The following is an 11,741-nucleotide window of genomic DNA, read 5'->3' as shown; positions in this document are numbered from 1 at the left end:
CTGCGCGCCCGGCTGGCGCACCGGCATGCTCGCCGCCGGGGGCGCGGCCGGGGGCGCGGCCGGCAGCTCGCGGGTCGGCTCCTTCGGCGGCGGCGTGTCGTCGCCGAGGAGCTCCTCGGGGACCACGAGGATCGCCTGGGTGCCGCCGAAGATGTTGGACTGCAACTGGACCGTGAGCGTGTGGCGGCGGGCCAGCATCGAGACCACGTACAGGCCGATGCGGCCGTCGGCCAGGAGGTCGTCGAGGTTGACCTTGTCCGGGGTCGCGAGCATGGTGTTGAACCGGTTGCGCTCGTGGTTCTCCATGCCCAGGCCGCGGTCCTCGACTTCGACCGCGAGGCCGGTGCGGACGCGCTGGACGCGGATGAGGACCTGCGTGTTCGGGGCGCTGAACGTGGTCGCGTTCTCCACGAGCTCGGCGACCAGGTGGATGATGTCGGCGACCGCGTGGCCCTTGAGCGTGCCCTCGATGGGGCGCACCAGCTTCACGCGGGCGTACTGCTCCACCTCCGCGACGGCGGACCGGAGCGCCTCGTACACGTTGACCGGGCGCGACCACTGGCGGTGCGAGGTCGCCCCGCCGAGGACCGCCAGGTTCTCGGCGTGGCGGCGGATGCGGGTCGCCAGGTGGTCGACCGAGAACAGGCCCTTGAGCAGGTCCGGGTCCTCGACTTGGTTCTCCAGCTCGTCGAGCTGCTCGATCTCCCGGTGGACGAGGGATTGCAGCCGGCGGGCCAGGTTCACGAAGATCCCGACCCGGGAGGCCACGTCCACGTTGTCGATCGGGCCGGAGGTGACCATCTGCTGGGGGACGTGTACCGGGGCTTGCGGCTGTTGCTGTTGCTGGGGCGCAACGGGTCGCACGCCTCTGGCGGCGACGGCCTCGGCCGCCGCGCGCAGGTGGCGGGCCTCGGAGGCGAGGAGGCGCAGGGCCTCTTCGGTGGAGGCGGCGCTGGCCCCGGGGTTGGGCAGGGGGACCGACCAGCGCTGGTCCTGCGGGAGTTCGCGCTGGAGGTCGTCGAGGATCTGCCAGACCTTGTAGTGGGTCTCCACGGTGGAGCGGCGCACGGTCTGGACCTGGCGGCTGAGGTCGGACTCCGCTCTGGTGGCCGCGCTGTGGGCGAAGTACGCGACCACGGCGACGAGGACCAATGCGGAGCCGAGGACCGCCGGGACCATCCATCCTGGACGGTCGGGGTCGGTTGCGGCGAACATTGCCGCGACACCCGCACCGAGCACTGCGACCGCAGCGAGCGGCAGCAGCGCGATGCGCATCAATCGGGGTTTGAGTTCCACCGGGGCGCCGGCGTCTTCGCCGGAGAAGCCTTGGGGCGCAGGCCCGGAGGGTTGAAAGTTATGAGTTGTGGACCGAGGTGTTTCGGGCATCGCCATCCTCACGACACTGGCCTATCGGCTTCCGCGATACCGGGAAGTGACAAAGTCGTTGCAGCAGAAGGAAAGCATCGCCCCCACCGGCTGACTCGACTGAATGGTATCAGCGCTCAGTTCATTGGATAGCATGGCGGCCCTGCGCCGTCAACCTGCTGATGCATTCTGCCGCAAGGAGGAAATGCCTCGTTCACAGTGGTTGCGGGGCTGCTCAGCGCCGGTGCGATTGCGGAGCGTGAGGACCTCCTTAGGAGGTTCGCCGTCTCACCCGTTCGGGAAGTTCGCCCCTAGATGCTGAGAATGCGACAAAAGACACTCCGGGACCGGACGGTCCCACCCCGTCCGATCCCGTTGCCTCCCTTGGCCGGCGCGCTGGCTCGTGCCCGAGACGGGACTTGAACCCGCAAGTCTCCCGACGGCCGGTTTTAAGCCGACTGTGTCTACCAGATTCCACCACTCGGGCCCGTATCCTGTCACGCTATCGGTTTCGGGGTGGCCGTGGACGCCTCGGATTTAGAGGTATACCGCCCCTACCTGCGGAGACGGCGAAGTGTCAGCATCCCGACACAAGACTTCCTAGAGTCGGGGATGCGACGGTCTCTTGCCGGTTTAGTGTCCACAAGGTTCAAGCGGCGGCGACAAAGGGGTGGACTCATTTCCCTGTCACACTTGGGCTTTGCGGCCCCCCTGGGCCCGGCCGGGGCGCATCTATTAAGTCTCTTTAGGACTATCTTTCATCCTTTTGAGTGATGACACCAGCCCCACAAGCTGTCACAATTGAACTACCGCAACAGAAGCCACAAGAGGATACGACCCGAGAGGGGGATGGCCCGATGTACTCAACCGTTCAAGATCGAGACACCGAAGCCAATCTCCTGCTCGCAGAGATCGAATCCATCGCGGCTCAGAATCGCAAGCAGGACGCCGCAGCCCTCAAGGCGGTCATCGCCTACACCTCGGCCGGTCTTCACAAGAGCCGGGATGGTTTCTCGGGCATCCGCGACTGGATCATGGAGACCTTCGACTTCAAGGCTCCCTGCGCTGGCGAGATCGCCTCCATCGCACGGCTCTCCCCCAAGTTCAAGTACCTGGCCGAGGCTGCCCTCTCAGGGGCCGCTCGCCTGGACTCCATTGCCTATGCGATGCGGCGGATCGAGCGGGAAGGTCTGGCGGTGTACTCCCGGGTTCCCTATCCGGAACCGGTCGAGTCCCCCTATGACCCTTCGGTCTGGTGCACCACCCCTGAGCAGCTGATGCGTGAGTATTGCATCCACGCCAGCCGGTCTGAACTTGCCGAGCACTTCGACAGGATCTGCGCGGAGCTCTTCGATCAGCAGTCGCTGCTTGACGAGCTGAGCCAGCAGACGCTTGCTTGGATGGAAGTCAGCGAGCGGCCTGATGGCATGTGGGACTTGGACGGTCGCCTGACTGGTGACACGGGCAAGCTTCTCAGCAATGCCCTGAAGACCGCAGTCCCGCCGCCCCGACAGGATGAGAAGGACGAGGAGGGCCTGCTCCCCTCGGCCTCAGGTCGGAATGCAGAGGCCCTGCACCAGATGGTTGCGGCCTATGGCACCGACCCCTCGTCGCCGAAGCGGCACGGTCACACGGCCACCCTGAACCTGACCTGCGACATTGAGACCCTTCGCGGCGAGAAGACCGGGCGACTCCCGATCCTCGACGGCCGCCCGATCTCTGTCGCCAAGGCCCGCCTGCTCGCCTGCGAAGCCGGGATCATTCCCTCGGTCTTCGACTACGAGACTGGCGAAGCGATTGAACTCGGTCGGGAGAAGCGCCTCCCCAACACGGCCCTCCGGCACAAGCTGGAGCTGGAGCAGCCGGGCGGGTGCGCCTGGTCCGGCTGTCGGGCTCCGGTCAGCTGGACCGAGGCCCACCACATTCAGCACTGGGTGGATGGCGGCGAGACCAACGCCGACAACATGATCCTCCTCTGCCGCTTCCACCACGGCAGGATCCACACGAACAAGTGGGAGATCGAGAAGGTCGGGCCCGGCAAGGCTCGGATCACCCACAAGAGCGGCCTCACTGATGATGACTGGGAAGCAGACCTGTTGAAGGACTTGCCAAATGGGCATGATTCGGACGAATGGTCGCCCACCTTCAAACGGGAGCTCACGGATCATGCGAACTGGTTCGCACAGAAGAACATGCAAGCGGCGATAGCCAAGGCCCGGGAGAAGTTCAGAGTCGGGGTCGCTCCCCCGAAGGACCCCGAGGAACCTCCCGCTGAAGACCCCGGCGATCCACCCTTCTAATCCCTGCCCTCCATAGGGAGGGCCTCATCAGATCCTTAGCAGCCCGCGCGCTCGGCTATCCACTCGCCGAACGACTCCTCTGGGGCTCGGTCCGCGAACCAACCCCCGGACTCGAAATCGAGGCGGCCCCGCCGGGAAGCCCATGCGCTGGCACCATAACGCCCACACGCACGACCCAATGTCACTGGTCTTCCGGCGGCACGGGTCCGCGGCAGAAGCCCAAGACCTGGTCAAAGCCCAGGCCCCCGGCCTCGAAGTAGTCGTACTCCCGCCGGGCCAGGCCTGGAAGTACACCGCACCTCAGAGGCACTAGACCGACCCGACCCTCCTCCCACCTCTTGTCGCTGCCAAAAGACCTGCACCAGAGGAGACCCCAAGGCCGCAGCGGCGGGAGGGCCCGACAGCCCTCCCGCCGCTCTGGCACTACCGAAACGCGCTAAACACAAGCATTCTCAGCGTCGAAGACCGCCAGCTCAGACTGCGCCGCCGCATCCGGCACAGCGCTGTTCAAAGCGGCGACGATCGCATCAGCGCTCTGCCCGACCAACTCCTCCTCGATACCCTGGTCGACCACATCCTCAGACTCAGCCGCGAAGGCGGCCGCGCTCTGCACGACGCCCTCCGATTCACCGTTGCCGATGGTGTTGTCGTCGTAGGGAACTTCCGAACCCTCCCCGAGACCGCGCCACTGGGCCGGCGTGTACTCGCCGTCCTCGTCGCAGATGGCCTTCTCCCAGCGGATGGCCATCACGTACTGGTGGCCGACCTCGATCCGCGGGGAGTCGTAGAGGGCCATCTCCATGGCCCCATCAAGGTCGCCGTCCTTGAAGTGCCACCCCAGGCCCGAGTACTCCCAGGTAGCAGGGGCCGCCACCGTGGCGCCCTCCCGCGACCAGAGGACCTCCTCAATGGTCAGCGAGATGTTCCGGCCGATGATGCCTTCGCCGCGTTCGAGTTCCTCCGTGCCGGGCGAGATGGCCGCCTCCGAGACGGCCTCGACGACGATGACGTGGTCGGCGTAGGTGACCCAGTCGGCGGCCGTGATGCTCGGGAGGTGGTCGTCGCCGTGGCCGAGCATGACCTCGGGCTGTTCGGGGGCCGCTTGGGCCTCGGGGTCGGTTGCGGGGGTTACGAAGGCGGCCACGGCGATGCCGGTGACCGCGGCGGCGGCGATGACGCCGGCGGCTGCTGCGATACGGGTGCGAGTGCGCATGGTTCCTCCTCAGTAGGTGGCGTTGATGTTCTCGACGTTGTTGGCTTGCAGGACTTCGTCGGCGTCGGTGGGCTTCTCCATGCACCCGAGCTTCTCGTCCGTGTTGCTCTTCTTCGGCGACGCCTGGTCGCCATGGGTCAGGCCCACGGCGTGGCCGGTCTCGTGGCAGACCAGGCCGTTGGTGTAGCTGCCGCCGCCGCGGATGCGGATGTACTCCTGATCGCACTTAAGGGAGTTGACGGCGTCGTTGCAGAAGGTGATGCCGTCTGCGGTCGAGCTCATGCCCCTGGCGCTCTCCTCGTAGACGATGTCCGTCTCCGCGCTGCCGGCGAACACGGGCGTCGAGTCGTAGGAGACCACGAGGTCGGTCGGTCCGTACACGTTGCTCAGGACCGCGACGACGACCGCCTTGTCTACGGCCTCAAGCTTGTTGGTGCCGGAGCTGTCCGTGTAGTACGTGAGGTCCGCGTTGTCGGTCTGGCAGTGGCCGGCCCCGTTCACGGGGTCGCTGCCCTCGTCGATGCACGGGAGGGTCGCGTAGGTGGTCGGGTACATGTTGTCGGTGTACGCGGCCCAGGCGACGCCCGCGGTGACGGCGACGGTCGTGAAGGTCACGGCCGCAAGGCATATGGCCTTGATGCTCAGGTGTTTGACAGGGGTTTTCGGCATAGAGAGGTCTTCCTTTGCAGGCCAGTCGGGTCGGGGTTGTCGATCCGATCGGTGACAGCCTAGGGACGGTCCGTATAAGCGGCGCATACGAAACGTGCGCGCGGCGAGACGCGCCGAGAACACGGCCTGAACCACTGTCGGATACCCGACTCTTCGTTGCGCTGGTCGGACCCGGAGTGGTCGGAATGAGACCGAGCCGGGCGTGTTTTCCTCGCGAGTGTGAGGATTCGATAGCGAGTTTCTCCGCATCCGCCACTCCCACAAGGAATTGCACACATTCCATGGAAGGGTATTGCGCTGTACTCATGCGATAGTGGATGTTCCGGAAAGGCAGGAACGACGGTCGCGGGAGGCACCGATGCCTGAAGAAGAGAAGTTCGAAGCAGAAATCGAAGGCGAAGAGGAAATCGAAGGCGCGGCCGAGGAAGAAGCCGGTGGCGAGGATCAGACTCGATGGTTCAAGCGAACGATGATGGTGAAGTACCGGACGCTCCGGAGACTCACCCAAGCCAAAGTCGGCGAAGGGATCTACAAGTCCCGCGACACAGTCCGCAACTATGAGCGGGGGCGGGCGAAGATCCCGGCGACCTGCACCTCCGACCTCATCCGAGTGCTGAAATATCCCGAGGATGTCGCCGCATACATGCGAATCCTTGCGAGGCTGAAGGGCGGCGAGCTGCCCATCGAAGCCGCCGGGCGCTACAACGCCCTATACGGCGAGCTGTGCGAGCAGTACATGGGCGAGATCTTCGAATGGGCGCCAATCCTGTTCCCCTCGCTTCTCCAGACCTACGCCTACTACGATGGCCTCGCCTGCGCGGTCGATGTTCTCACCACCGATGAGCGAAGGAAGTCCGGATGGGCGTTCAGGTCCGAGCGCGAGAAGACCCTGACCGGCCGGGAGGACCAGCCCGTGGTCCAGTACCTGATCGGTGAAGCCGCCTTCTACTTCCTCTCCAAGGAATCCCGAGCGCTTCAGATCGAACAGCTCGACTTCCTCACCGCGCATGAGGATCTCCCGGGCTGGGAGATTCGGGTGCTTCCAGATCCGTGGATCAACATCATGAGTTCCTTCAGCTGCTACAGCCCTGGCAACCCGAAGCAGTTCCCCGAAGCAGGGCCAAAGGTCGTTTACACGGCGCTCGCGCACACCAGCTGGGTCTTCCAGGATGAGCATCGCATCGCGGTTTACGATGATTGGCGCCACGAGAAGTGGCCCCGCTCGATCGGATACAAGGAGTACCGCGATGCATATTGGCGTGACCGGCTGGCGTAAGAGCTCCCGCAGCGGTGGCTCCGGCAACGACAACAACTGTGTCGAAGTCCGGCGTTCCTGGCGCAAGAGCAGCCGCAGCGGCAGTGGGGGCAACGACAACAACTGCGTTGAGGTGACCCTGTGCGCCGAGGACGACGGATTCCACCTCCGGGACTCGAAGCTCGACACCGAATCCCCGGTGTTCGACCTCTCCCCCGGCGACTTCGCCGCCCTCATGCAGACTGCCGCCTGATCTATCAAGTTCCCGACATTGCCGAGTTAAGTCCACTTCGGAGTCGCCGAGCTGCCAGCATGAAGCGGCAACTTCGGTACGACTCAACAAAGGTGGACAAATGCGAAGAGTCCTTGCGGCTTCGGCCATGGCGCTGATGATCGGTGCAGGATGGGCGGCCCCGGCGGTCGCCGAGTCGGTGGAGACCGACCGGATCGCCCCGTCCGACGCGGCCGAAAGCGTGGTGTGCCAGGCGGCGTTCAGCCAGAACACCAAGGTCCGCGAGATCCCCTACGCGAACTCGACCGTCCTCGGCGAGATCCCGGCCGGGAACTGGGCAGACGGCACCTGGTGCGTCCCGTTCACCACCGGCGGGAACCACAAGACCTGCGGTTCCTACTCGAACATCTGGGTCGCCGTCGATGTGAACGACACCTGGGGCTTCGCACACGTCGGCTGCCTGAGCGACTACTGGAGCCACTGACCCGAGGCAACGGAAAAGGCCGCCCCGCACAACGCGGGGCGGCCTTTCCATTTGCCTCTAGCTATTAAACGAGCTGCCGCTTCTTGGCGAAGTGGCAGGCCGCGCGGGTCAAGCCGTCGTGGTCGGTCCGCAGGAGCGGCTCGATGTCGATGCACTTGGCCTGGTCGTTCGCGTCCAGCTCCTTGAACAGCGGGCAGCGCGTACGGAACCGGCAGCCCGAAGGCGGGTTCGACGGGCTGGGCACATCACCCTGCAGCACGATCCGCTCGCGGGTCCGCTCCTTGCGCGGGTCCGGAAGCGGGATCGCCGACATGAGGGCCTGCGTGTACGGGTGGGCCGGACCCGCGAAGAGCTGGTCGGTGGTCCCCTCCTCCACGATCTTGCCCAGGTACATGACCGCGACCTTGTCCGCGATGTGCCGCACCACCGAAAGGTCGTGCGATACGAACAGGTAAGACAGCCCCAGCTCGTCCTGAAGGTCCTCCAGCAGGTTGATGACACCCGCCTGGATCGACACGTCCAGGGCCGACACCGGCTCGTCCAGCATGAGCACGCGCGGCTGGAGCGCGAGCGCGCGGGCGATGCCGATGCGCTGGCGCTGGCCGCCCGAGAACTCGTGCGGGTACCGGTTGCGGTGCTCGGGGTTCAGGCCGACGATCTCGATCAGGCTGTTGACCCGGTCGCGGCCGCCGTTCTTGAACAGGCCGTGCACGCGCAGGGGCTCGGCGATGATCTCGAAGACCGTCATGCGCGGGTCGAGCGACGCCATCGGGTCCTGGAAGACCAGCTGGATGTCGCGTCGGATCGGGCGCATCTGGTTGCGGGACAGGGTCGTCAGGTCGCGGCCCTCGTAGAGGAGCTCACCCGAGGTCAGCGGGATGAGGTTCATCATGAGGCGGGCCGTGGTGGACTTGCCGCAGCCGGACTCGCCGACGAGGGCGAGCGTCTCGTTCGCGCCGATCTCCAGGCTCACGCCCGAGACGGCGTGGACCGCGCCGACCTTGCGCCGCAGGATCCCCTTGGAGCGCACGGGGAACTCCTTGACCAGGTTCCTCCCCTGAATGACGGGGGTCGCCGCGGTCTGCGGAGTGTCGAGCATGGCGTTCACTTGTCCTCCTCCTCGTGGATCGCAGCGGCCTCGGCTTCGACGGCTTCGACTTCCGCCTCGACCGAGAGGTCGGTGGCGACGGGGGCGAAGACGTCGTCGGGGGCCTTGCCCTCCAGCTGGTCCGAGAAGTGGCACGCGGCCACGTGGGCGGACCCGTTGATGGGCAGCAGGTCCGGCTCGACCTCGGCGCAGATGTCCTGGTGCATGGGGCACCGCGGCCGGAACGGGCAGCCCGGCGCCAGGTTGAGCATGGACGGCGGCGTCCCGTGGATGGGCGTGAGGCGCTGGTCGCGGCTCTCGTCCATGCGCGGGAGCGAGCCGATCAGGCCCAGCGTGTAGGGCATGCGCGGCTCGTAGAAGATCCCGTCGACCGAACCGTGCTCGACGGGGCGGCCGGCGTACATGACCAGGACCTCGTCGGTGTGCCCGGCGATGACGCCGAGGTCGTGCGTGATCAGGATGAGGGCGGCGTTGACCTCTTCGCGGGCCTTCTCCAGGGCCTCCAGGACCTGCGCCTGGACGGTCACGTCGAGGGCCGTGGTGGGCTCGTCGGCGATGATGACGTCCGGGTTGTTGGCCATGGCGATGGCGATGACGACGCGCTGGCGCATGCCGCCGGACAGCTCGTGCGGGTAGGCGTCGACCCGCTGCTGCGGGTTCGGGATGCCGACCGAGTCGAGCAGGTCGATGCAGCGGTTGCGCGCCTCGGCCTTGGAGATGTCCGTGTAGTGCGTGCGGATCGCCTCGGCGAGCTGGAACCCGACGGTGTAGACCGGGTTGAGGCTCGTCAGGGGGTCCTGGAAGATCATCGAGATCTTCTTGCCGCGGATGCGGGACAGTTCGGCGTCGCCGAGGCCGAGGAGTTCTTCCCCTTCGAGCTTGGCGGAGCCGGTGATCTGGGCGGTCTTGGGCAGGAGGCCCATGATCGCCATGGAGGTGACCGACTTGCCGGAGCCGGACTCGCCCACGATGCCGAGGCTCTGGCCGCGGCGGAGGTCGTAGGAGACGCCGCGGACGGCCTGGACGAGGCCGTCGTCGGTCGGGAAGGCGACCGCCAGGTCCTTGACGGACAGGACGGTGTCGCCCTTGGAACCGACGGACCGGGTCTTGTCGCCGTTGGTGGTGACCGAGATGTTGGACATGGTTATCGCCTCACCATCGTCTGCCGCGGGTCCATCGCGTCGCGCATGCCGTCGCCGATGAAGTTGATCGTCAGCGCGATGAGGATGATCATGACACCCGGGATGTAGAACAGGTACCAGTGCTCGTTGAACGCCGACGCGCCGGCGGCCTCGATGAGGAGGCCGAGCGAGGTGTCGGGGCTCTGGATGCCCAGGCCGAGGAACGACAGGGTCGTCTCGGAGAGGATGGCGAAGGCGATCTGGAGGGTCGCGGACACGATGATGACGCTCATCGTGTTCGGGATCAGGTGCTTGGTGATGATGTGCCAGTCGGAGCCGCCCGCGCTTCGAGCGGCTTCGATGAACTCCTTCTCGCGCAGGGACAGCACCTCGGCGCGCACGGCGCGCGCGATCGAGGTCCAGCCGAACACGGCGAGGATGATGGCCATGTGGTACCAGCGCACCGAGGTGTCGATGGCGCCGGCGAGCGCACCGGTGATCACCAGGAACGGGATCACGAACATGATGTCGAGGAAGCGCATGAGCACCGAGTCGACCCAGCCGCGGTAGAAGCCGGCGACGGCGCCGTAGAGCGCGCCGATGACGGTGGAGCCGATGGCCACGACGAGGGCGACGTTCAGGGACTGCTTGGTCGCCTGCATCATCGCGCCGAGCATGTCGCGCCCGGCCTTGTCGGTGCCGAACGGGTGGGCCAGGCTCGGAGCGGCCCACGAGGGGATCTCCGAGTGGATCTTGTAGTCCCACTTCCACAGCAGCGGGCCGACGTAGGCGAACAGGATGATGAGCACGAAGATCACCGTGCTGACGACGGCGGCGCGGTGCCGGAAGAAGCGGCGGCCGACCATCTCCCACTGGCCGCGCTCCTTGGTCGTGATGGCCTCGGCGTCGAGGCGCGGGGAAGCGGTGTTACTCATAGCGGATCCTCGGGTCGAGCACGCCGTACAGGATGTCGGAGATCAGGACGCCGATCAGGACGACGACGCCGGAGATGAGCACGTAGGCCATGACGGCGAAGGTGTCGCCGGCGTTGATGGCGTCGAGCGAGTACACGCCCAGGCCCCTCCAGCCGAAGATGCTCTCCGTGACCATCGCGCCGCCCATGGCCCCGGACAGGGCGAGGGGCGCGAAGGTCGCGACGGGGATGAGGGCGGTCCGCAGGGCGTGGCGCCGCATGACGGTGCCGTTGCGGACGCCCTTGGCCCGGGCGAGGCGCACGTAGTCGGAGTTCATCACTTCGAGCATGCTGGCGCGCTGGTAGCGGGAGATCGCGGCGTAGCCGCCGAGCATGAGCACCAGGGTGGGCACGATCAGGTAGGGCAGCGAGTCGACGAAGACCTCCCAGCCGTTGCCCTGGAAGCCCGTCGTCCCCGATCCGTATGTCTGGAAGATCGTGGAGCCGAGGAGCTTGTTCAGCTGGACGGCGCCCTCCTTGAAGAGGGAGCCGAGCCAGAAGATGGGCATGGCCAGGAACAGGAAGCCGAGGAACGTCAGGATGTAGTCGGTCTTCGAATATTGTTTGACCGCGCTGACGACACCGGCGAGAATGGCGATGGCGATCGACGCGATGGTGGCGAACAGGACGAGCCTGAGCGTGATCCAGAACCTGGAGGAGATCTCGTAGCCGATGTCCATGGCGGAGCCCTCGATGGAGGGGCCCCACTTGCCCTGGAGGAGGCCGATGTCGCCGTTGGTGTCACCGATGCCGGTGAGCCAGATCCAGTAGCGCTCGGGAATGGATCGGTCGTAGTACCAGGACGCCTCCAGGGCGTCGATGGTGGTCTGGGGTACCGGTTCGCCGGTCGACTGCTCGATCTCGAAGACCCTGTCCTGCACCGGGTCGTTCGGTATGTCGACCAGGACAAAACACAGGATGGTGGCTCCCAGGAGCACTGGGATCATCATCAGGGTGCGCCGGATTATGAATACAACCATAATGCCTCGTTAACGGTTTCTCTGCTGTGGACCGGTCCGCC

Annotated in this window: 11 protein-coding genes and 1 tRNA gene; 4 read left to right on the top strand and 8 right to left on the bottom strand. The window is 65.8% G+C overall.

Translation table 11 applies throughout. The features are described from left to right. Together DI269_RS09820 and DI269_RS09815 are read right to left on the bottom strand one after the other, a co-directional pair. Window positions 1-1,296, bottom strand: a 1,296-nt coding sequence (locus DI269_RS09820; protein ID WP_198667299.1) for a sensor histidine kinase, incomplete at its 3' end; no start/stop codon positions are given. A gap of 473 nt (window positions 1,297-1,769) precedes the next feature. Further along, a tRNA-Leu gene (locus tag DI269_RS09815) sits at window positions 1,770-1,852 on the bottom strand. Window positions 1,853-2,222: 370 nt separating this feature from the next. Here DI269_RS09815 and DI269_RS09810 point away from each other — a divergent pair. After that, complete coding sequence (locus tag DI269_RS09810) at window positions 2,223-3,665, top strand: HNH endonuclease signature motif containing protein (protein ID WP_198667298.1); 1,443 nt, start codon at window positions 2,223-2,225, stop codon at window positions 3,663-3,665. 436 nt (window positions 3,666-4,101) lie between these two features. Here DI269_RS09810 and DI269_RS09805 read toward each other — a convergent pair whose 3' ends face one another. Both DI269_RS09805 and DI269_RS09800 read right to left on the bottom strand, forming a co-directional pair. After that, on the bottom strand, window positions 4,102-4,878 hold the full coding sequence (locus DI269_RS09805) for a hypothetical protein (RefSeq protein WP_198667297.1): 777 nt from the start codon (window positions 4,876-4,878) through the stop codon (window positions 4,102-4,104). A gap of 9 nt (window positions 4,879-4,887) precedes the next feature. After that, window positions 4,888-5,547 (bottom strand): hypothetical protein, encoded by a 660-nt coding sequence (locus tag DI269_RS09800; RefSeq protein WP_198667296.1) that lies wholly within the window; start codon window positions 5,545-5,547, stop codon window positions 4,888-4,890. Between the two features lie 358 nt (window positions 5,548-5,905). Between DI269_RS09800 and DI269_RS09795 the strand changes: the two genes are divergently transcribed. The 3 genes from DI269_RS09795 (at window position 5,906) to DI269_RS09785 (ending at window position 7,518) form a co-directional block, all read left to right on the top strand. Then, window positions 5,906-6,823, top strand: coding sequence for a Scr1 family TA system antitoxin-like transcriptional regulator (locus tag DI269_RS09795; RefSeq protein ID WP_112135203.1), 918 nt, complete (start codon window positions 5,906-5,908; stop codon window positions 6,821-6,823). Further along, window positions 6,795-7,055: a DUF397 domain-containing protein gene (locus DI269_RS09790; RefSeq protein WP_112135200.1), complete on the top strand. Its 261-nt coding sequence runs from the start codon at window positions 6,795-6,797 to the stop codon at window positions 7,053-7,055. The genes DI269_RS09795 and DI269_RS09790 overlap by 29 nt, the downstream gene beginning before the upstream one ends. A 100-nt stretch (window positions 7,056-7,155) precedes the next feature. Continuing rightward, window positions 7,156-7,518 carry a hypothetical protein gene (locus tag DI269_RS09785; RefSeq protein WP_157974872.1) on the top strand — a complete coding sequence of 121 codons (363 nt, stop codon included), beginning with the start codon at window positions 7,156-7,158 and terminating at the stop codon, window positions 7,516-7,518. 64 nt (window positions 7,519-7,582) lie between these two features. Here DI269_RS09785 and DI269_RS09780 read toward each other — a convergent pair whose 3' ends face one another. Genes DI269_RS09780 through DI269_RS09765 form a run of 4 tightly spaced genes read right to left on the bottom strand, consistent with a single transcriptional unit; the run spans window position 7,583 to window position 11,700 of the window. Next, entirely contained in the window at window positions 7,583-8,617 is a 1,035-nt protein-coding gene (locus DI269_RS09780; protein WP_112135213.1) for an ABC transporter ATP-binding protein, read from the bottom strand. A 5-nt stretch (window positions 8,618-8,622) separates the two neighbouring features. Next, window positions 8,623-9,768: an ABC transporter ATP-binding protein gene (locus tag DI269_RS09775; RefSeq protein WP_112135196.1), complete on the bottom strand. Its 1,146-nt coding sequence runs from the start codon at window positions 9,766-9,768 to the stop codon at window positions 8,623-8,625. A 2-nt stretch (window positions 9,769-9,770) separates the two neighbouring features. After that, window positions 9,771-10,682 carry an ABC transporter permease gene (locus tag DI269_RS09770; RefSeq protein WP_112135194.1) on the bottom strand — a complete coding sequence of 304 codons (912 nt, stop codon included), beginning with the start codon at window positions 10,680-10,682 and terminating at the stop codon, window positions 9,771-9,773. Further along, on the bottom strand, window positions 10,675-11,700 hold the full coding sequence (locus tag DI269_RS09765; RefSeq protein WP_112135192.1) for an ABC transporter permease: 1,026 nt from the start codon (window positions 11,698-11,700) through the stop codon (window positions 10,675-10,677). The genes DI269_RS09770 and DI269_RS09765 overlap by 8 nt, the downstream gene beginning before the upstream one ends. Between the last annotated feature and the right edge of the window lie 41 nt (window positions 11,701-11,741).

The organism is Glycomyces dulcitolivorans (assembly GCF_003265355.1).
GTDB lineage: Bacteria > Actinomycetota > Actinomycetes > Mycobacteriales > Micromonosporaceae > Glycomyces > Glycomyces dulcitolivorans.
The sequence above is the reverse complement of the archived record's forward strand: the minus strand, read 5'-3'. Positions and strand labels throughout refer to the sequence as shown.

Bases quoted from the DNA above. Each gene is read 5' to 3' on its own strand.
- DI269_RS09800 (WP_198667296.1), bottom strand. From the start codon at position 5,547: ATGCCGAAAACCCCTGTCAAACACCTGAGCATCAAGGCCATATGCCTT.
- DI269_RS09805 (WP_198667297.1), bottom strand. From the start codon at position 4,878: ATGCGCACTCGCACCCGTATCGCAGCAGCCGCCGGCGTCATCGCCGCC.
- DI269_RS09795 (WP_112135203.1), top strand. From the start codon at position 5,906: ATGCCTGAAGAAGAGAAGTTCGAAGCAGAAATCGAAGGCGAAGAGGAA.
- DI269_RS09775 (WP_112135196.1), bottom strand. From the start codon at position 9,768: ATGTCCAACATCTCGGTCACCACCAACGGCGACAAGACCCGGTCCGTC.
- DI269_RS09770 (WP_112135194.1), bottom strand. From the start codon at position 10,682: ATGAGTAACACCGCTTCCCCGCGCCTCGACGCCGAGGCCATCACGACC.
- DI269_RS09785 (WP_157974872.1), top strand. From the start codon at position 7,156: ATGCGAAGAGTCCTTGCGGCTTCGGCCATGGCGCTGATGATCGGTGCA.
- DI269_RS09765 (WP_112135192.1), bottom strand. From the start codon at position 11,700: ATGGTTGTATTCATAATCCGGCGCACCCTGATGATGATCCCAGTGCTC.
- DI269_RS09780 (WP_112135213.1), bottom strand. From the start codon at position 8,617: ATGCTCGACACTCCGCAGACCGCGGCGACCCCCGTCATTCAGGGGAGG.
- DI269_RS09790 (WP_112135200.1), top strand. From the start codon at position 6,795: ATGCATATTGGCGTGACCGGCTGGCGTAAGAGCTCCCGCAGCGGTGGC.
- DI269_RS09810 (WP_198667298.1), top strand. From the start codon at position 2,223: ATGTACTCAACCGTTCAAGATCGAGACACCGAAGCCAATCTCCTGCTC.